General features: G+C 60.2%; 20 protein-coding genes and 1 pseudogene. 7 read left to right on the forward strand and 14 right to left on the reverse strand.

The features are described 5' to 3' along the window. The 6 genes from ppa to IMCC20628_RS21285 form a co-directional block, all read right to left on the reverse strand. Window positions 1-534, reverse strand: coding sequence for an inorganic diphosphatase (gene ppa, locus IMCC20628_RS21260; protein ID WP_047032853.1), 534 nt, complete (start codon window positions 532-534; stop codon window positions 1-3). 194 nt (window positions 535-728) lie between these two features. Then, on the reverse strand, window positions 729-1235 hold the full coding sequence (locus IMCC20628_RS21265; RefSeq protein ID WP_047031863.1) for a GNAT family N-acetyltransferase: 507 nt from the start codon (window positions 1233-1235) through the stop codon (window positions 729-731). 151 nt (window positions 1236-1386) lie between these two features. Next, complete coding sequence (locus IMCC20628_RS21270) at window positions 1387-2034, reverse strand: CatA-like O-acetyltransferase (RefSeq protein WP_047031864.1); 648 nt, start codon at window positions 2032-2034, stop codon at window positions 1387-1389. A 1-nt stretch (window position 2035) separates the two neighbouring features. Further along, a complete protein-coding gene (gene typA, locus IMCC20628_RS21275; protein WP_047031865.1) occupies window positions 2036-3862 on the reverse strand; it encodes a translational GTPase TypA in 1827 nt (608 codons plus the stop codon). Between the two features lie 267 nt (window positions 3863-4129). Continuing rightward, window positions 4130-6178: a M3 family metallopeptidase gene (locus tag IMCC20628_RS21280; RefSeq protein ID WP_047031866.1), complete on the reverse strand. Its 2049-nt coding sequence runs from the start codon at window positions 6176-6178 to the stop codon at window positions 4130-4132. A gap of 142 nt (window positions 6179-6320) precedes the next feature. After that, window positions 6321-7550, reverse strand: a complete 1230-nt coding sequence (locus tag IMCC20628_RS21285) for an argininosuccinate synthase (protein ID WP_047031867.1) — start codon at window positions 7548-7550, stop codon at window positions 6321-6323. Between the two features lie 207 nt (window positions 7551-7757). Between IMCC20628_RS21285 and IMCC20628_RS21290 the strand changes: the two are divergent. Together IMCC20628_RS21290 and IMCC20628_RS21295 are read left to right on the forward strand one after the other, a co-directional pair. Next, window positions 7758-8583 (forward strand): annotated as a pseudogene (locus tag IMCC20628_RS21290) (SDR family NAD(P)-dependent oxidoreductase). 129 nt (window positions 8584-8712) lie between these two features. After that, window positions 8713-9354, forward strand: coding sequence for a LysE family translocator (locus tag IMCC20628_RS21295; RefSeq protein ID WP_047031868.1), 642 nt, complete (start codon window positions 8713-8715; stop codon window positions 9352-9354). On the opposite strand, the gene IMCC20628_RS24435 is transcribed toward IMCC20628_RS21295, so the two are convergent. From IMCC20628_RS24435 to IMCC20628_RS21310, 3 genes are all read right to left on the reverse strand, one after another. Then, window positions 9355-9852 (reverse strand): hypothetical protein, encoded by a 498-nt coding sequence (locus IMCC20628_RS24435; RefSeq protein ID WP_052766582.1) that lies wholly within the window; start codon window positions 9850-9852, stop codon window positions 9355-9357. A gap of 8 nt (window positions 9853-9860) precedes the next feature. Continuing rightward, a complete protein-coding gene (rlmN, locus tag IMCC20628_RS21305; protein WP_245307972.1) occupies window positions 9861-11030 on the reverse strand; it encodes a 23S rRNA (adenine(2503)-C(2))-methyltransferase RlmN in 1170 nt (389 codons plus the stop codon). 152 nt (window positions 11031-11182) lie between these two features. Further along, entirely contained in the window at window positions 11183-11401 is a 219-nt protein-coding gene (locus IMCC20628_RS21310; protein ID WP_047031870.1) for a hypothetical protein, read from the reverse strand. A gap of 105 nt (window positions 11402-11506) precedes the next feature. On the opposite strand from IMCC20628_RS21310, the gene IMCC20628_RS21315 reads away from it, so the two are divergent. Continuing rightward, a complete protein-coding gene (locus tag IMCC20628_RS21315) occupies window positions 11507-12211 on the forward strand; it encodes a YafY family protein (protein ID WP_047031871.1) in 705 nt (234 codons plus the stop codon). Window positions 12212-12287: 76 nt separating this feature from the next. Here the strand turns inward: IMCC20628_RS21315 and IMCC20628_RS21320 are convergent, their stop codons facing one another. After that, the gene (locus IMCC20628_RS21320) at window positions 12288-12791 is read right to left on the reverse strand and encodes an invasion associated locus B family protein (protein WP_047031872.1); all 504 of its coding nucleotides are present in this window, start codon (window positions 12789-12791) and stop codon (window positions 12288-12290) included. A 293-nt stretch (window positions 12792-13084) separates the two neighbouring features. Between IMCC20628_RS21320 and IMCC20628_RS21325 the strand changes: the two genes are divergently transcribed. Then, window positions 13085-13660: a sigma-70 family RNA polymerase sigma factor gene (locus IMCC20628_RS21325; RefSeq protein WP_047031873.1), complete on the forward strand. Its 576-nt coding sequence runs from the start codon at window positions 13085-13087 to the stop codon at window positions 13658-13660. A gap of 49 nt (window positions 13661-13709) precedes the next feature. Here IMCC20628_RS21325 and IMCC20628_RS21330 read toward each other — a convergent pair whose 3' ends face one another. Together IMCC20628_RS21330 and IMCC20628_RS21335 are read right to left on the reverse strand one after the other, a co-directional pair. Next, entirely contained in the window at window positions 13710-14105 is a 396-nt protein-coding gene (locus tag IMCC20628_RS21330) for a YkvA family protein (RefSeq protein ID WP_047031874.1), read from the reverse strand. 135 nt (window positions 14106-14240) lie between these two features. Next, a complete protein-coding gene (locus IMCC20628_RS21335; protein ID WP_047031875.1) occupies window positions 14241-14546 on the reverse strand; it encodes a 4a-hydroxytetrahydrobiopterin dehydratase in 306 nt (101 codons plus the stop codon). 93 nt (window positions 14547-14639) lie between these two features. Here IMCC20628_RS21335 and IMCC20628_RS21340 point away from each other — a divergent pair, with 93 nt between their 5' ends. Continuing rightward, window positions 14640-15098, forward strand: coding sequence for a low molecular weight protein-tyrosine-phosphatase (locus IMCC20628_RS21340; protein WP_082128372.1), 459 nt, complete (start codon window positions 14640-14642; stop codon window positions 15096-15098). Here IMCC20628_RS21340 and thpR read toward each other — a convergent pair. Continuing rightward, the gene (thpR, locus tag IMCC20628_RS21345) at window positions 15026-15616 is read right to left on the reverse strand and encodes an RNA 2',3'-cyclic phosphodiesterase (protein WP_047031877.1); all 591 of its coding nucleotides are present in this window, start codon (window positions 15614-15616) and stop codon (window positions 15026-15028) included. The genes IMCC20628_RS21340 and thpR overlap by 73 nt on opposite strands. A 95-nt stretch (window positions 15617-15711) precedes the next feature. After that, the gene (locus IMCC20628_RS21350; RefSeq protein WP_047032855.1) at window positions 15712-16308 is read right to left on the reverse strand and encodes an arylesterase; all 597 of its coding nucleotides are present in this window, start codon (window positions 16306-16308) and stop codon (window positions 15712-15714) included. A gap of 150 nt (window positions 16309-16458) precedes the next feature. Here IMCC20628_RS21350 and IMCC20628_RS21355 point away from each other — a divergent pair, with 150 nt between their 5' ends. Together IMCC20628_RS21355 and IMCC20628_RS21360 are read left to right on the forward strand one after the other, a co-directional pair. Beyond that, complete coding sequence (locus IMCC20628_RS21355) at window positions 16459-17172, forward strand: ABC transporter ATP-binding protein (protein ID WP_047032856.1); 714 nt, start codon at window positions 16459-16461, stop codon at window positions 17170-17172. Further along, a complete protein-coding gene (locus IMCC20628_RS21360) occupies window positions 17172-19757 on the forward strand; it encodes an ABC transporter permease (protein WP_082128269.1) in 2586 nt (861 codons plus the stop codon). Before IMCC20628_RS21355 ends, IMCC20628_RS21360 begins: the two co-directional genes overlap by 1 nt. The last annotated feature ends 76 nt before the right edge of the window (window positions 19758-19833 follow it).

Consider the following 19833-nt stretch of genomic DNA (forward strand, 5'->3'; position numbering starts at 1 on the left):
TCAGCCCTTGGACTTGGCCCGCTCGATCGATTCAACGATGAGCTTGCGTGCGGTTTCGGCATCGCGCCAGCCGCCGATCTTGACCCATTTGCCCGGCTCAAGATCCTTGTAGTGCTCGAAAAAATGCTCGATCTGCTGAAGCGTGATTTCCGGCATGTCGCCGTAATCGATCACCTTGGAGTATCGCTGGGTCAGATGGGCTGACGGCACGGCGATGATCTTCTCGTCCTGACCGGCATTGTCTTCCATGATCAGCACGCCGATTGGCCGCACATTGATCAGGCAGCCGGGGATCAACGGTCGAGTGTTGCACACCAGCACATCGATCGGGTCGCCATCATCGGACAGCGTATGCGGCACAAAGCCGTAATTGCCCGGATAGGTCATCGGTGTGTAGAGGAACCGGTCAACCACCAGCATGCCGGCGTCCTTGTCCATCTCGTACTTGATCGGCTGGCCGCCGACCGGCACCTCGATGATCACATTGACGTCGTGTGGCGGGTTCTCGCCGATGCTGATGGCCTCTAGGCGCATGATCGCTCCAATCCGGATCTGTTGCATGCCGAGCACAAGCGGGAGCCTCGTGCCAAACGGTCATGCGTCAATTCAAAGCTCCACATGTGCTACGCGATCACGCTGACGCACAACACACCGGGCTGTCCCGGAATTAAAGCCAAAACTGCCGCAGTGCAACAGGACTTTCGGCGCGGCTGGTCTGATGCTTGGAACTAGGCCCAGACGAAGGCGAGTTTCTTGAGCGTCTTGCCGTCAAAGGTCTCGTGTCCTTCGGCAACATCGCGGCCACCCTGGAACCGGTAGAAATCGACGGACGAGTGATTTTCCTCAAGACACCAGACCACTGCGCCCTTGCAACCGAGCGATTCGAGCAGCTGCCGGGCCTCGGTGAACAGGCGCTTGCCCAGTCCGACGCCCTGGAATTCCGGCTTGAGATAAAGTTCGTAGATTTCGCCTTCTTGCGGCAGCGAGCGGGCTCTGTTGAGGCCCAGCGTTGCGTAACCGGCCACCGTACCGCCGACATCAAGCACCAGAATGGATGTCGAGCCACGGATGGCGCGCCGCCACCAGCCGACATTGCGGCGCTCGAGCATGTGCCGAAGCGCCTTGTAGGGCAAAATCCCGGTATAGGCATGGCTCCAAGCCGCGCGATGGGTGCCTGCAATGGCTTCAGCATCCTGCGGTTCAGCATGCCGTATGTCGATTGTTAACGTGCTCATGGCCTCACATTAGCGCTCCAGTGACATGCGAAGAAGGCGGAAGCCGCCATCCTTCGTGGTCTGCCCACAGCATTGTTCTGTGGACGGCGTTTTATGAGTTAACCGTCTGTTAACGAATTATGCAAGGGAAAGTGGAGCCTGACGCCCAGGTTCAGGCGGGGTCGGCAAATCGGTTGAGGTTGGTCCGGGCCGCTTCAAAGAACTGGCCGACCTGCAATCCGTCAACCAGTGCATGGTGCACCTGCACGGCGACCGCACAGCTCCAGCGGCCATCGGACGCTTCAACGAACTTGCCCCACGAGAAGCGCGGAATGCAATCAAGCGGTCCGGGCAAGGCGTTGTCGAGGGCCGTGAAATCCAGCCAGGGCAGGCAGGAGAGATAGGCCAGATCAAACCGTTCACCGGTGTTGGCGCCGAGATCAACGCCCTTGGCGGTCTCTTCGATGATCGCCTTGCAGCTCTCATCAAACCTTGTCCAGTCCGCGAAATAAGGCAGATAGGCATAGCCAAAGGTATCGCCGGGCCGGGGAACAGTGGCTGACAGCGAGATCGTGTCGTATTCCAGAACCCGATCGCCCTCAAATCGCATCTTTAGCGCCGGCACGGCGTGAACGCCGGAGCCAATGGCATGCATGAAGGCGCGATAGGGTGAGACGCCCCGGGGTTTGCCCAGGGTCATCAATGCGGTGACGTCGACACGCGCGGTGGTGGCGAAATGCGGCCGGTCATAGGTCCGGAACAGCTGAAACTGTCCGGCCCGTGACCAGGTCGCAAGGTCAATTTCGCGCGCGTCAGTCATGTCAGGCGGCGTTGGCGCCGGTTTTACCAAACCGCTTGCGGTCAGTTGCGTCGAGGTAACGCTTGCGCAGACGGATCGATTTCGGCGTGACTTCCATCAGCTCATCGTCCTGAATCCAGGACAGCGAACGGTCAAGCGTCATGCGGATCGGCGTTGTCAGCTTGATCGCCTCATCCTTGCCGGCGGCGCGGATGTTGTTGAGCTGCTTGGCCTTGAGCACGTTGACTTCAAGATCGTTGTCGCGGGTATGAATGCCGATGATCATGCCCATATAGACCTTGTCGCCCGGCTCGATGATCATCGGGCCACGGCTTTCCAGGTTGAACATCGCGTAGGCGACGGCTTCACCGGACATGTTGGACAGCAACACACCATTGGTACGGCCGGCAATATCACCCTTGTAAGCCTGATACTCATGGAACAGACGGTTCATCACCGCAGTGCCGCGCGTATCGGTCAGCAGTTCCGACTGGTAGCCGATCAGGCCGCGTGTCGGCGCGTGGAACACCAGGCGCTGACGATTGCCGCCCGAGGGGCGCAGTTCGGTCATCTCTGCCTTGCGCTCGGCCATCTTCTGCACGACGATTCCGGAATGCTCTTCGTCGACGTCGATGACGACCTCTTCGATCGGCTCCATCAACTGGCCGTTTTCATCATTGTGCATGACGACGCGCGGACGCGACACGGCCAGTTCGAAACCTTCGCGGCGCATGGTCTCGATCAGCACGGCCAGCTGCAATTCGCCACGGCCGGAGACGTAGAACGAATCCTTGGCGCTTGATTCTTCGATCTTCAGGGCGACATTGCCTTCGGCTTCGCGGAACAAGCGATCGCGAATGACGCGGCTTGTCACCTTGGTGCCTTCGGTGCCGGCCAGCGGCGAATCATTGACCATGAAGCTCATGGTCACTGTCGGCGGATCGATCGGCTGGGCGTGAAGCGGTTCGGTGACCGAAGGGTCGCAGAATGTATCGGCGACGGTGCCCTTGGACAGACCGGCGATGGCAACAATGTCGCCTGCATGAGCTTCTTCGAGCGCCACGCGCTCAAGGCCGCGGAAGGAAAGAATCTTGGAAACGCGTCCGGTTTCCACCAGGCTTCCGTCGCCATGCAGAACCTTGACCTGCTGGTTGGCCTTGACGGTTCCGGAATGAATGCGGCCGGTGATGATGCGTCCGAGGAACGGATTGGCTTCCAGAATGGTTCCGATCATCCGGAACGCGCCTTCTTCGACCTTGGGCTCAGGCACATGCTCGAGAACCAGGTCGAACAATGGTGCAAGCGTGCCGCCATCTTCCGGACGATCCGGTCCGGTCGACATCCAGCCATTGCGGCCCGAACCATACATGATCGGGAAGTCGAGCTGCTCGTCGGTGGCGTCAAGCGCTGCGAAGAGGTCGAAGACTTCGTTGATGACTTCATCGACGCGGGCGTCGGGGCGGTCGATCTTGTTGATGGCGACGATCGGACGAAGTCCGACCTTCAGCGCCTTGCCGACCACGAACTTGGTCTGTGGCATCGGGCCTTCAGCTGCATCAACCAGCACGATGGCGCTATCGACCATCGACAGAATGCGCTCCACCTCGCCGCCGAAGTCGGCGTGGCCAGGGGTGTCGACGATGTTGATGCGGTTACCCTTCCAATCCACCGAAGTGGCCTTGGCGAGAATGGTGATGCCCCGCTCTTTTTCGATGTCGCCCGAATCCATCGCGCGTTCCTGAACGCGTTCGTTTTCGCGGTAGACACCGGACTGCTTGAGCATTTCGTCGACGAGCGTGGTTTTGCCATGGTCAACGTGGGCGATAATCGCAATATTGCGCAGGGACATAGGTAAGGTCTCATTCTGGAGAATACAAAAGCGCCGGATGTGGATCCGGCGCCGGCCGGCAAACGCCGGAATTCGTGCGGCTTATACAGGGTTTTTCGCAGTTGCGAAAGAGGTTATGACCACAGAGCTGCTCTCTCGTCAAGAAAGGGCGCAGATCGCCCTCTCTGATCATATCATACCGGTCACGTAACAAATGCCCGGATCCCGCTGACCGGATCAATTGTGATTTTTCAGCGTTTGCCGCCGGCCCGATCCGTCAGATCCGGCTCAGGCCAATCCACGCTTTTCAAGCATCGCCGTGGCGTCGGGCATGCGGCCGCGGAAAGCCTTGTACAGCTCTGCCGGATCGCGCGATCCACCGGCCGAATAGACATAGGAGCGCAGCTTTTCGGCGGTTTCCGGGTCAAACGGATCGCCGGTCTCCTCAAAAGCAGCAAAGGCGTCGGCATCGAGCACTTCCGACCACATGTAAGAATAGTAGCCAGCCGAATAGCCTTCGCCAGAGAACACATGCAGGAAATGCGGGCTGGCGTGACGCATGGCAATGGCCTCGGGCATGCCGAGTTTCTTCAGCGTGTCAGCCTCGAATGTTGCCGGATCGGTTTTCTCGCCGGCGGTGTGCCAGGCCATGTCGACCAGCGCGGAAGCCGTGAATTCGACAGCGGCAAATCCGGCATTGAAGGTTTGCGCCGCAAGCACCTTGTCCAGAAGCGCGCGCGGGATCGGCTCATTGGTCTTGTAATGCCGCGCGTGTTTTTCGAGAATTTCGGGCACCGTCAGCCAATGCTCAAACAGCTGTGATGGAAGTTCGACGAAGTCGCGGCTGACCGATGTGCCCGACAGCGACGGATAGGTCACGTCCGACAACATGCCGTGCAGGGCGTGGCCGAATTCATGAAACAGCGTGCGCGCATCATTGAGGGACAGCAATGCTTCCTGCCCGGCTGCGGGCTTGGCGAAGTTCATCACATTGGTGATGATCGGCACTTCACCGGTTGAACCGTCCGGCATGGCCAGCTTGTGCTGGCTTCGCATGCCGCTCATCCAGGCGCCGGAGCGTTTTGAGGGCCGGGCGAAGTAATCGGCGATGAACGTGGCGATCATCTTGCCGCCGCGATCGGTCACCTCAAACACCCGAGCATCGGGGTGTGGACCACGGATATCCTTGCGTTCGGTCATCGTGATGCCGAAAAGCCGGTTTGCCACATCGAAACAGGCTTCGATAATCCTGCTCAGCGGGAAATAAGGCTTGAGCTCGGCTTCGGAAAAGTTGAAGCGGCGGGCTTTCAGCTTCTCGGCGTAATAGCGCCAGTCCCAGGCGGCCACTTCATGGTTGCCGCCTTCCTCGGTGATCAGCTTGGCCAGCTCGGTGCGATCGGTGTCGGCATGGGTGACGGCGCGGGCCCAGACATCGCCAAGCAAGGCTTCGACTGCTTCCGGCGTCTTGGCCATGGTGTCGTCGAGCTTGTAGGCGGCGTAGCTGTCATAGCCGAGCAGCAGGGCTTTTTCCGTGCGCAAGCTGATGATCTGTGAAATCAGCGCGGCGTTGTCGGTCTCGCCGTCGGTGCCGCGCGCTGTCCAGGCCTTGAAGGCGATTTCGCGCAGATCGCGACGTGCGCTGGTGCTCAGGAATGGCTCGATGATCGAGCGCGACAGGGTGACGGCATATTTGCCCTTGTGGCCGAGGTCTTCGGCAACGGCTGCCATGGCAGCGCGCAGATCATCGGACAATCCGTCCAGATCGGCGCCATCATCGAGCAGCAGGAGATAGTTCTTCTCATCAGCCAGCACATTCTGGCCGAACTGCGCCCCGAGACCGGCGAGCTTCTCGCCAACTTCAGCCAGCCGCGACTGTCCGGCCTCATCGAGTGCTGCGCCTGATTTGACGAAGGATTTCCAGATCCGCTCCAGCACGCGGTCCTGTTCCGGCGACAATCCGATCTCGGCACGCTTCTGGTAAAGGCTGTCGACGCGCTCGAACAGCGCCTTGTTCATGGCGATCTTCGAGTAATGCCGCGACATGCGTGGCGCAATGTCGCGTTCCAATGCCTGAATGGCATCATTGGTGTCGGTTCCGGCCCGGTTCCAGAACAGGCTTGAAACTTTCGACAGCTTGTCACCAGCCAGCTCCAGCGCCTCAACCGTGTTGGCGAAGCTCGGCGCCTCGGCATTGCCGGCGATGGCCTGAATGTCCGCATCATGCTCGGCAAGTGCTGTGTCAAATGCCGGTGCAAAATCCGTGACTGCGACTTTTGCGAATTCCGGCAGACCGAGCGGTCCGGTCCAGTCGAATACGGGTGAAGCAGGTGATGTCATGAAAGGCTCCTTGTTAAGGCAACATGTAGGCCCGGAGGCGGCTTCGAACAAGACGACGGGCAAATGCAAAGCCGGGCGCGCAAAACAAAACGGGCGGGACCTTGGCCGGTCCCGCCCGTGATTTTCAATGCTGTCTTCGAATTCAGCTCTTGCGGTTGCGCGCTGCCAGTGTCCGCAGGCGCAGCGCGTTCAAGCGGATGAAGCCTTCCGCATCCTTCTGGTCATAGGCGCCGCGGTCGTCCTCGAAAGTGACCAGAGCATCGGAATAGAGCGACTGGTCGCTTTCGCGGCCGGTAACCATAACATTGCCCTTGTAGAGCTTGAGGGTGACTTCACCCTCGACATGTTTCTGGCTCAGATCGATGGCCGCCTGCAGCATTTCGCGTTCCGGCGAGAACCAGAAGCCGAAATAGATCAGCTCGGCATAACGCGGCATCAGCTCATCCTTGAGATGGGCTGCGCCGCGGTCGAGCGTGATTGATTCCATTGCCCGGTGGGCAGTCAGCAGGATGGTGCCGCCGGGGGTCTCGTAGACGCCGCGTGATTTCATGCCGACAAAGCGGTTTTCGACCAGATCAAGACGGCCGATACCATTGTCGCGGCCATAGTCGTTGAGTTCGGCCAGGATTGTCGCCGGGCTCTTGCGGACGCCGTTGATCGAGACTGCGTCGCCCTGTTCAAAACCGATCTTGATGATCGTTGCCTTGTCGGGCGCGGCTTCCGGCGAAATCGTGCGCATATGCACATATTCGGGTGCTTCGACAGCCGGATCTTCCAGCACCTTGCCCTCGGATGAGGAGTGCAGCAGGTTGGCGTCGACCGAGAACGGGGCTTCGCCCATCTTGTCCTTGGCCACCGGGATCTGGTGCTCTTCGGCAAACTTGATCAGATCGGTACGGCTCTTGAAGGACCAGTCGCGCCATGGCGCGATGATCTTGATGTCAGGGTTGAGCGCATAGGCCGACAGTTCGAAACGGATCTGGTCATTGCCCTTGCCGGTGGCGCCGTGGGCGATGGCGTCAGCGCCGGTTTCATGGGCGATTTCCACCAGCCGCTTGGAAATCAGCGGCCGGGCAATAGAGGTGCCGAGCAGGTAGACGCCTTCATAGACGGCATTGGCGCGGAACATCGGGAAGACGAAATCGCGGACGAATTCCTCGCGGACATCTTCAATGTAGATGTTCTTGTCGGGGATGCCGAGCATCTCGGCCTTCTTGCGCGCCGGCGCCAGCTCTTCGCCCTGGCCGAGGTCGGCGGTGAAGGTAACGACTTCGGCACCGAACTCGGTTTGCAGCCATTTGAGAATGATCGAAGTGTCCAGACCGCCGGAATAGGCGAGAACGACCTTCTTGACGTCCTTGTGCGATGCCATGAATTGCTCTTTCTGTCTTGAAGCTTTGCCCCGGAAAGTTTTGAATTTTCAGGGGCCCTGAATTTTGCCGCACTTTTAGCGGGTTTGCAGCGCCATGCAAGGGTTAAGCCCGCTGCTGTGGAGCCAGCTGCAGACCACTGTGTTTGACGGGTGGTTGTCTCACGCATTATCTGTTCAACCAAACATTGAAGTAAGAGGGAGGCGGACATGGCTGATATTCAATCGGTGATGGACAAGGACAAGGTTGCGGTGGTGACGGGTGCCGCATCCGGCATCGGCCTGGCCGCAGCCAGGATCTTTGCTGCGCGTGGCATGTGCGTCGTGCTGGTCGACAATGACCGGGACAGGCTGGCAGAGGCCGAAAAGGCCGTGGCGGCACATTCAGCTAATCCTGCCACCGATATCGTGTCGATTGAAACCGATGTCAGTGATCTTGAAGCTGTCGAGGCGCTGGAGCGGGCGGTGCTGGAGCGGTTCGGCCGCGTCCACCTGCTGATGAACAATGCCGGCATCCAGCCCGGCAGCAGCGTGTTCGGGCCGCAGGCCAACTGGGACAAGGTGCTAAGCGTCAATCTCGTCGGCATCATCAATGGCAGCCGTGTATTCGGGCCTTGGCGACATTGTAAGCGGGATCGCCGGGCGGCGTGGTGATGCCCTGCTTGGAGCCGGTATTGATGATCATGCCGGGGTGAAGGCTTTCACCGAGGCGCTTGAGCATGAGTTGCGCAACACATCTGATTGCCAGATCAGTGCCCATCTGCTGATTCCGGGGTTTGTCTACACGCCGCTGACCTCACGGGGCCGGAGCGAAAAACCGGACGCGGCCTGGACGCCGGAACAGACCGTCGATTTCATGATCGACAGCCTGGAAAAGGGCGATTTCTACATTCTGTGCCCGGACAACGATGTCGACCGCGCCACCGATGAAAAGCGCATTGCCTGGGCCGCTGGCGACATCATCGAAAACCGCCCGCCGCTGTCGCGCTGGCACCCGGATTATGCGGAGGCGTTCAAGGACTACCTCAAGACCTGAGTAGGCTCCGGGAGCTTTCTGCCGCGCCGACCGGATCGACAAGGGTCTGCCTATCACATGAAAGGATTGGCAGCCCGGCCAAACCCGCCTACAAATCCCGCATTGCTGTTTCGAGCCATAGGGCTGCCCATGACTTTCGTCCCTGATCTCTCCACCCTGCTCGCCTTTTTCGTGGCCTCGATCGTGCTGGCGATCACGCCCGGGCCGGACATGACGTTGTTTGTATCGCGCGCACTGTCTGATGGGCGGGCTGCGGGGTTTGCCTGTGTCGCAGGCGCGATGAGTGGAATAACGGTGCACACACTGATGGTGGCGCTGGGGCTCTCGGCGCTGGTGGTGGCGTCGCCGGCAGCATTTTTCGCGCTCAAGGCAGTGGGTGCAGCCTATCTTATGTGGCTTGCCATTCAGGCCATCCGCAAAGGTTCCAGCCTGACGCTGCCGGTATCAGGTCCGTCAGGTCGCGGCGCCATGGCGAATTGGGCGCAGGGGCTCGGGGTCAATCTGCTGAACCCGAAGATCATCCTGTTTTTCATGACCTTCCTGCCGCAATTTGTCGCGGCATCCGATCCGCATATCACCGGCAAGCTGATTTTTCTGGGTATGTTCTTCGTGGTGGTTTCAACGCCGATTGTCATCGGCATCGTGTTGGGTGCCCACGGACTGGCAGGCTGGCTGAAGCGCAAACCGCAGGTGATGCGGATCGTGGACTATGTCTTCGCTGCGGTGTTTTCGGTTTTTGCGCTGAAGATCTTGCTGGCCCAAAGCCGCTGATCAGCTCTCGACGTTCTCGACATCTTTCGAGCTGGCGCGTTCGCTCGGCAGCCAGCGGCCGGCATTGCGTCCTGTAAAAAGCCAGTAGACGCTGGCGCCGATGATGCCGCAGGCGATGTTGATTGCGATCAACCGTCCCGGTTCGATTGATGCGGCTGAACCAGAGTTCATGCGTGTGACGAACGGCACGCTGGTCACCGCCAGCGCGATGACACCACCGGCCAGCGCGTAGCTCAGCCAGTCGCGCCGCCGCCAGAATTCGAAGATTGCGATGACGACAAGGGCAGGCAGCAGCACCGCGCGGGCAAACAGGCTGGAGACACCGATCACGCCGATCACCAGGGTCACGGTGAGCTCAAGCTCATTGATGCGGCCGAAATCCTCGGGCACCACCAGCCGGGCCAGAAAGGCGTAGGCGAGCCCTGCCGCCAGACAGCCGACGAAGAAGCCGAAGGCGATGGCAAACATCCGGACGAGAAGGCGGAGAATATCGCTCATCTGGTGCGTCAGTCGGCGCCGTGGCCGGCAATCATCACCGCTTCGAGCGCCAGGCGGTCGGTCTTGCGCATCCGCTCCGATTCGCTCTTGAGCTGACCGCAGGCGGCCAGAATGTCACGGCCGCGCGGCCGGCGGATCGGCGAGGCATAGCCATTGGCATTGATGAAATCGGCGAATGTTTCGATCGTGTCCCAATCGGAGCACTCATAGTTGGAACCGGGCCAGGGATTGAACGGAATCAGGTTGATCTTGGCGGGAATGCCCTTGAGCAGCCGCACCAGTTCCTTGGCGTCGGACAGGCTGTCATTGACGCCCTTGAGCATCACATATTCGAATGTGATGCGCCGCGCATTGGAGACGCCGGGATAGGTCCGGCAAGCGTCGAGCAGTTCCTTGAGCGGGTATTTCTTGTTGATCGGCACCAGTTCATCGCGCAATTCATCGCGCACAGCGTGCAGCGAAATCGCCAGCATGACGCCGATTTCTTCGCCGGTGCGAACGATGCCCGGCACCACGCCGGAGGTCGACAGGGTGATTCGACGCCGCGACAGGGCCAGCCCGTCGCCATCGGCGGCAATCAGCAGGGCTTTCTTGACATGGTCGAAATTATACAGCGGCTCGCCCATGCCCATCATGACGATATTGGTGACCTTGCGGCCTTCGGTCGGCACGATTGCGCCCTGCGGTGTATCCCGGTGCGGAAAGTCGCCGAGCTTGTCGCGGGCGACGAGCAACTGCGCCAGAATTTCTTCGGCGGTCAGGTTACGCACCAGCTTCTGGGTGCCGGTGTGGCAGAAGGTGCAGGTTAGCGTGCAACCGACCTGGCTGGAAATGCACAGCGTGCCGCGGCCTTCCTCGGGAATATAGACAGTCTCGACCTCGACCGGACGGCCGGCGCCGCGCGGGGGAAACCGCATCAGCCATTTGCGGGTGCCGTCATTGGAGATCTGCTCTTCGACAATTTCCGGACGTGCAATGGTAAACTTGGCATCAAGCTGCTCGCGCAGGTCTCGCGAGATCGTGTGCATGTCGGCAAAATCGGACGAGCCGCGCACATAGAGCCAGTGCCAGATCTGGTTGACCCGCATCTTGCGCTGACGCTCGGGCACGCCGGCGTCGGCCATGGCGGCGACCATCTCCTCGCGGTTCATCCCGACAAGCGTCGGCTTGCCGTCCATCGCCTGGTTGGTGGCTGGCGGGGTCGAAGGCCGCACGGGACGCGCGGAAGGGTCTGTCAGATCTATCGTGGCTGGCATCGGAAGTTGGTGCTCTTGTTGGATAAGAACCGGGCTTTATCAGGTTTCGCCGGGTTCGTCACCATCAGCGCCGTTCACAAGGGCTCACAGCACCGCGATTGTGGCACCCGCCGCCGTTTCAGCCGCTGCCACAGCCGTGCAAACACGCCAGGCGCCGTGTGGCGGACAACCGGGCAGGCCATCTCGTGATGCCGCGTGAGCTCGCGGTCCACCATGCTGGCCTGTCGCGCGCCTGCATCCGCCCAGGGTCCCAGTCTGTGGGCCATCAATGTTGCGTGATCATAGTAGCTCATGGGTCTTGTCCTGTTGAGTTCAGGCATTTTTTGCCACGACACTGCTGACACCCTGTTGTCAGTGGATGGTGCTAGAGTGTCAGCAGTGTTGTCGAGGATTTGCAGATGCACCGTTCAAACCGCCTGTTCGAAATCATCCAGATTCTGCGGTCTGCCAGCCGGCCTATGACGGCTGAGGTTCTGTCCGGAAAACTGGAAGTCTCGGTCCGGACGGTCTATCGCGACATTTCCGCACTGCAGATGATGAGCACGCCGATCGAGGGCGAACCGGGCATCGGCTATGTGATGCGCCGCGGCTATGATCTGCCGCCGCTCAATTTTGATCTTGAGGAGGTCGAGGCGCTGCGCGTCGGGCTGGCATTGTTGTCGCGCACCGGCGACAGCGCCCTGTTGCGGGCCGCCGGCCGGATCCACGAAAAGATTGACGCGCTGCACGGCCCGGCTGACTGGCTGCAGGTTGCGCCCTGGGGAGCGCCGCCGGATGATCCGGCCAAGGGATGCGTGTCCGTGTCGGTACTGCGCGATGCGATCCGCAACGAACGCAAGCTCGAGCTGACCTATCAGGATGAACAGCGCTGCCAGACCATCAGGACGGTGCGGCCGCTGGCGCTGGTTTACCACCTGGAATGCGTCATGCTGGCGTGCTGGTGCGAGTTTCGGGCGGCGTTCCGGCATTTCCGCACCGACCGGATTTACGGCTGTGAGCTGCTAGAGGACAATTTTGCCGGACAGGGCGATGTGCTAAGGGCGATGTGGCCTGATCTCAATCGCTGGGACGCCGCGGCCGCGCTGCCTGCCAACCCGGTTTGATCGGCGGATCTCCGCGCCTCAACGCAAAAAGGCCGGTTGCCCGGCCTTTCTGAAATTGTCGGATGACTGCAACGGCTTATTTGCAGCTTGCAATCTGGTCGAGTGCGGCGGTCACGCCCTTCAGCGAATAGCTGTAGGAGGTGTCGGTGCCGCGGCGCGAAACGGCCTTGACCGTCATCGAGCTGCCGGCCTTCATTGCCGCAACCAATTGCGGTTCCTGGGCGGCGTTTTCCACCCAAGCCGAATTGCCGCGTGTAAACAGGCTGAAGTTACGCCCGTCGACATTGACAGTGACCTTCGATGATTCCTGCAGCGGATAGCCCATCATGGCATTCGGTTCGTAGCTGACATTCTGGCCTGGCCGCTGTGAGATCAGGAAAAACATATCGCCATGGTCAACATTGGTCGGTGCAGAACTGATCGGCAATGACAGCACATAGCAGACCTTGCCGCCGGCTGAATCGTACGAATACGCTCCCCAGGCATCAAACTGCTTTATTCTGGTCGGCGATTGCGCGGCGGCGGCGGCGGTCAAAACGAATAACGCCGTCACTGCGGTTGCGATTGTCTTCCCAAACATAGCTTTCCTACCGGTTCTTAATCTGATTCTCTGGACCTCTGGTCCTGACAGTTCCCGCTCGTTGCGAGGTGATTGTTTCATTTTGACTTAATCCTGGTTACCAAACCGTCAATATCGCCCACGTCATTTGGCAAGCTTGTCGCAGGCGCGGTTGGCCGTGTCCCTTACTCACCGTTTGTAACAACCTGAATCTGGCAACAGTTTGACCTTTGTAAAATTCCGTGTCCGTGTTGATATGATGGCAACGGGGTGGCATTTGGTTACCACCATGCATAGGGGCCGTGCAGTCTTAGATGTCGGATGAGTTGAAAATGCGGTTCGCCCGTCTCGCAGAGGCGGTTGCCGTCAGGCGGGATCAGAAGGCTTTTGCCGAACTTTTCGATTATTTCGCACCGCGGCTCAAAGCCTATCTGCGGCGGCTCGGCATGGAACCCTCCCAGGCCGAGGAAATGACCCAGGAGGTCATGATCGTGCTCTGGCACAAGGCGGCGCTGTTTGATCCGGTCAAATCCTCGCTCGCAACCTGGTTGTTCCGGGTGGCGCGCAATCGTCGCATCGACGCGCTTCGACGCGACAAATCGAGCCTGCTCGATCCGGACGATCCGGCATTGCAGCCCTCGCAGCCCGAAGCAGCCGACGACGCAATGGACGCCGAGCACCGCGACGAGCGGGTTCGCAAGGCGATGCTTGATTTGCCCGAAGAACAGGCTTTGCTGGTCCGGCAGGCATTTTTTCTGGGAAAGTCGCACAGCCAGATCGCCGATGACACCGGTTTGCCGCTGGGCACGGTCAAATCGCGCATCCGGCTGGCATTTTCACGGCTGCGCCGGACTCTTGAAAATGATGATGGCGACATGACATTGCATTGAGGCGTCAGACGCAGTCGCAGGCTAACGGAGATTCCGCCGTGTAAGCCGGTCAGTCCGGCTTCTTGTTGGCGGCGAAATTAGCCAGTGATGTGCGGGCTGCAATCCGGTGCGCTTCGGTCAGGTTCGAGCGCACGGTGGCAATGGCGAGAGACAGCACCGCAATATCATCGGAAAATCCGACAAAGGCCAGAATGTCCGGGATCGCGTCCATCGGCATGATGAAATAGGCCAGCGCGCCAAACAGAACCGCCTTGGACTTGCCCGGCGTTCTTGGGTCGAGCGCGCAATAGTAAGATGCCACCACATCCTCGGCGAAAGGGATCTGCCCGGCAGCCTTGCGAAAGGTGCGCCAGAACCCGGCCTTGATCGAGGTTTCGTCCGCACCTGCGCCGGTGTCGCCGGTTTTCTGACCCGGCTCGAGGATTTCGCCTTCCAGAGTGGTCATGCTGTGTCCTCCGTGTTTCATCTTGCATTATATGGCTATTTGCCCGGCCTGCTTCAATACCGGGGCATTCCGAGCAGCTTTCGGTTTTGGCGCGTGTTTTTGCCGAAAACCGGTTCCCGCTTTTCGGAACACGCTTTAATGCCCGGAACTGCCGACGATGCGGTCCATGGCGATGGCCAGATCGAAATCCAGAGCGGTCAGGCCGCCGGCATCATGGGTGGTCAGCCGCACTTCGACGGTGCGGTAGACGTTCTTCCACTCGGGATGATGATCGAGCTTTTCCGCCACAAGGGCTGCTCGCGTCATGAAGCCGAAGGCCTCGCTGAAATTGGCGAATTTGAAGGACTTCGACAGCGCTGTCTCGCCCGCGTCGATTTCCCAGGAAGAAACTGTGGCAAGCAATTCGGAAATGGCTGTGCTATCGAATTTTTGGCGCTTCATGGCGTCCTCCAGGATTAACAGGGCAAGTTCACAATGGAACCTAACGCATCGGATGGCGGAAAAAAGGTGCAAATTTCGGTTCTTTTTGTCTGCATGGGCAATATTTGCCGTTCACCCCTGGCCGAAGGCATCCTGCGGCGTGGCCTTTGTGATGCCGGACTTGCGGAACATGTGCACATCGATTCGGCCGGAACCGGCAATTGGCATCAGGGCGATGCGCCTGACCCACGTTCGGTTGCCACAGCCGCCAATCACGGCATCGACATTTCCGCCCAGCGGGCGCGAACGGTGGTGCCGGAGGATTTTGATCGTTTTGACCTGATCCTGGCGATGGACCGCTCCAATGAAGCCGGTCTGATGGCGCGGGCGCCCTCTTCGAGGCGGGACAGGGTTTTCCTGTTTCTCGAGTACACGCTGGCTGGCCGTGCCGATGTGCCTGACCCCTATCATGGCGGCGCCACCGGTTTTGAGGACGTCTATCAGTTGTTGCTTGAGGGCTGTAGCGAGCTGGTCCCCAGGCTCGGCAGGGAATTGCGCCAGCCGAGCGGATAGGCTTCCTCGACGATATAGGGGCCGCCGCCGACCGAATCACGTGATGACATCACCACGAATCGCCCGACTTCGAAGGGCAATGTGCAGAAATTGCCGCGGCCGCCCAGATATTCGACCACATCGCCCACCCGCGGATTGCGCAGCCGTGCCAGCGAGACATGCGGCGCGAACCGGCGCGGATCCGGCGGCAGGCCGTGGCGCTGGCAGATCCGCTCGATCTCGGCCTGCAGTGCCTTGAGTTCATTTGACGGAGACACGCCGGCCCAGATCGAATGCGGCCGCTTTGAGCCGAAAGACCCCATGCCTGATAGCGATAGTGAAAAGGATGACCGGTCGATCCGGTCGAAGGCGCTGACCAGTTCATCGGCGGTGGGACCGTCGACGTCTCCGATAAAGCGCAAGGTGATGTGGTAATTCTCGACATCCATCCAGCGTGCGCCGGGTAGTCCGCCGCGCAACAATGACAGCGACATGGCTGCATCGCGCGGGATCTCGAGAGCGGTAAAAAGCCTTGGCATCGCTGTTTCCCCCGAATCGTCGGATGTGCCCAGCGAATCACGACATGGCCGTCAGGGCAAGTTCCAAGATCAAGGGTTTTGACCGCCAAAATGCCCTATGGGTTCTTGATCTGCTCAATGAACTGCTCCGCCACAGGCAGGATGTTTTCAACCATCTTGTTGATTCCACTTGCATTCGGATGCATGCCGTCAGGCAATTGCAGGGCTGAATTGCCGGTCACCCCGTCGAGAAAAAAAGGATAGAGCAAAAGTTCATGCTCGCTGGCCAGTTCGGGATAGATCGCATTGAACGCCGTTTCATAGTCGGTGCCCAGATTGGGCGGGGCGAGCATGCCGGCGAGCAGCACCGGAATGCCGCGTTCCTTGAGCCGCGAGATCATTGCCTCGAGGTTTTCACGGCTGGTTTCGGGCGGCAGGCCACGCAGTGCGTCATTGGCGCCGAGTTCGAGAATCACGCCGTCAACACCGTCGGGGATCGACCAGTCGAGCCGCGCCAGGCCGCCGGATGTGGTGTCGCCCGACACTCCGGCATCAATGATTTCAACATCGTGCCCGCGTTGTTGAAGTGCCGCCTGCAATTGTGCGGGGAAGCCTTGATCGCCTTGCAGCTGGTAACCTGCCATCAGGCTGTCGCCAAAGCCGACCAGCTTCAATGGAGCTTCGGCGAAGGCGCGTTCGGGCATGGAAACCATGCCCAGTGTCAAAAACAATGCGGCCGCCAGTCCGGCAATCGCATGGGTCAAACCTTTAAATTGCATGGCAAGGGTCCTAAGTGCTCGTGATCAACTGGCTCGCGCCCGCCTGTTTCTTTCATATAGGATGTTCATCCCGTGTCTCAATCCATTGCCGAACCCATTGTCACACTCAGGCAGGCTCATCTGACGCTGGGCAAGGGCGCGTCGTCCGTACATGTGCTCAAGGGCATCGACATCGATATCGCCGCGGGCGAATCAGTCGGCATCGTCGGACCGTCCGGATCGGGAAAATCTACGCTTCTGATGGTGATTGCAGGGCTCGAACGGCTGGATTCGGGAGAAGTCAATGTCGCAGGCAATGCGCTGCATGGGTTGAGCGAGGATGCGGTCGCGGCTGTGCGGGGCCGCTCGATCGGCATCGTGTTCCAGTCATTTCATCTTATTCCCAACATGACGGCGCTCGAAAACGTCGCCGTTCCGCTCGAGCTGGCTGGCAAACCCGACGCTTTTGAGCGGGCGCGGGCGGAATTGATCGCGGTCGGCCTCGGTGACCGCCTGACCCATTATCCGGGCCAATTGTCTGGCGGCGAACAACAGCGCGTGGCGATTGCCCGGGCACTGGCGCCGGATCCGGCGCTGATCGTGGCCGATGAGCCCACCGGCAATCTCGATGGCGAAACCGGACGGCAAATCACCGACCTGTTGTTTGCCAAGCAAGCCGAGCGCGGCACGACCCTGATGCTGGTGACCCACGACGTGACGCTGGCGGCGCGCTGCGACCGGCAGATTGCGGTGCGGTCGGGCCGGATTGTCGGCGAGGAAACCTCATCGGCCCAGTCCTCCAGCAAGGTCGTGGCCTGATGGCCGCGTCATCTTCGCAGACTGGTACTCAAACCGGGGCAAACCGTCTGCGGCTCGGGCTTGCCGCCCGTCTGGCGCTGCGTGAATTGCGCGGCGGCCTTTCCGGGTTCTACATTTTTCTCGCCTGCGTGGCGCTTGGCACCGGGGCGATTGCCGGGGTCAATTCGGTCTCGCAGATGATGACCGGCTCGATTGCCTCGGAAGGCAAGACCATCCTGGGTGGCGATATCCGCTTTGAAATCGACAACCGTGACATCGGTGAAGTGGAACGGAGCTATATTGACGGGCTTGGCACCGTGTCGGAAGGCGTCAACATGCGCACCATGGCGCGAAAGACCGACGGCTCCGACCAGTCGCTGGTCGAACTGCGCGCCGTTGATGAGGCCTATCCACTGTATGGCGCCTTCGAGACGATGCCAGCGATGCCGATCGAGGCGGCATTTGCTGCCGAGGATGGTGTCTATGGCGCAGCCGTCGCGCAGATCCTGCTTGATCGTCTCGGCCTTGAAGTTGGCGACACAGTGCTTGTCGGCCAGGCCAGCCTGCAGATCCGCAGCGTCATTGCCACAGAGCCCGATGCGCTGTCGGAAGGTTTCGGCTTTGCGCCGCGGCTGATGATGTCACGCGATGCACTTGATCAGGCCGGTCTTCTGCGCCCGGGCAGTCTGGTGGAGTTCAGCTACCGGGTGCGGCTTGCCGATCAAGCTTCTGCCGCAGAGCTTGCGGGTTTGCGCGATCAGTCGACCGAGCGCTTTCCCGATGCCGGCTGGCAGATTCGAACCAGCCAGAACGCGGCACCCTCGCTGACCCGTAATATCGAGCGTTTTTCGCAATTCCTTACCCTGGTCGGCCTCACGGCGCTGATCGTCGGCGGCGTCGGCATTGCCAATTCGGTCCGGGCCTGGCTCGACGGCAAGCGCGGCGTCATCGCCACGCTGAAATGCGTCGGCGCGCCCGTCAGACTGGTGGTGGCGATCTATCTGATCCAGGTGATGCTGATTGCCGGTTTCGGGGTGATTCTGGGGCTGCTGTTCGGCGCCGCGACCCCCTTTGTTGCCGCTGGCGCGCTGTCCGGCGTGATCCCGATTGCGGTCGAGGCGTCATTCTACCCGGCGTCGCTGGCCATTGCCGCGGGCTTCGGGCTGGTGACGGCGTTCGCCTTCGCCGTGCTGCCACTGGGCCGGGCCGGCGAGGTTCCGGCGACGGCGCTGTTTCGCCAGCAGGGGCTTGAGACAAACGGGCTGCCACGCTGGCCCTATCTGCTGACCGCGGGTCTCACACTTGCTGCACTGGGCGCGGCTGCGATCTGGTTTGCCGATGACCGCCGCATTGCCATGGTGTTTGTTGCCGCCGTGATTGCGGCCTTCGTGGTGCTGCGTCTGGTCGGGTTTGCCGTGCAGGCAATAGCCAGAAGGTGGCCTGCTGTCCGGTCGACGCCGCTTCGGCTGGCGATCGGCAATATTCACCGCCCCGGCGCGCTGACCCCTTCGGTGGTGTTGTCGCTCGGTCTGGGTCTGGCGCTGTTGGTGACATTGGCGCTGATCGACACCAATCTCAGGCGTGAACTCTCGGGAAACCTTCCGGAGAGGGCGCCAAACTTCTTCTTTGTCGACATCCAGTCCAACGAGATCGACGGGTTCGAGAAAGTTGTCACCGATCTGGCACCGGGCGGTAAGGTCATCAAGGTGCCGATGCTGCGCGGTCGCATCACCCAGCTCAAGGGTGAAGACGTCAATGCGGAGAATGTGCCGGCCGAAGCCCGTTGGGTGCTCCGCGGCGATCGCGGCGTCACCTACGCCAAGAATCTTCCGGAAAATTCGAAACTGGACGCCGGTACATGGTGGGCGCCGGATTATGAAGGCGAACCTCTGGTTTCGTTTTCGGCCGAGGAAGCGCGCGAAATCGGCCTCGATGTCGGCGACAGCATCACCGTATCGGTGCTCGGGCGCTCGATCACGGCGAAAATTGCCAATCTGCGCGAAGTCGAATGGGAATCGCTGTCGATCAATTTCGTCATGGTGTTTTCACCCAACACGTTTGCCGGCGCGCCGCATTCTTGGATGGCGACATTGTCCGATCCGGGTGCGGATGCTGCGCTCGAGGGTGAGATTTTGCGCAGCGTGACCCAGGCCTATCCGACGATCACCAGTGTCAGGGTCAAGGATGCGCTCGAGCTTGCCAACCGGCTGGTCGGGCAGATCGGCATTGCCATCCGTGCCGCAGCACTTGTGGCGCTGGTGGCGTCGGTGCTGGTGCTGGCCGGGGCACTGGCCGCCGGAAACCGCTCCCGCATTCACGATGCCGTGGTTCTCAAGACGTTAGGCGCGACAAGGGCGACGCTGATTCGTGCCTATGTCTATGAATATGGCCTGCTCGGGCTGGCCACTGCCATTTTCGCGCTGGCTTTCGGTGGCGTGGCGGCCTGGTTCGTGGTCAGCCAGATCATGACACTGCCGTCGAAGTTCATGCCCGACATCGCGCTGGCAACGCTTGCTGGCGCACTGATCCTCACCGTCGGCATCGGATTGCTGGGCACCTGGCGTGTGCTTGGACAAAAAGCCGCACCGGTTTTGCGGGAACTTTGAGGTCCAGCTGACGGGTTTATTAAGCAAACACATAGGTTTCGGCGAAACTTGGACCACAAGGGGTCTTGTCGTGGGC

The sequence above is a fragment of the Hoeflea sp. IMCC20628 genome, assembly GCF_001011155.1.
Classification (GTDB): domain Bacteria; phylum Pseudomonadota; class Alphaproteobacteria; order Rhizobiales; family Rhizobiaceae; genus Hoeflea.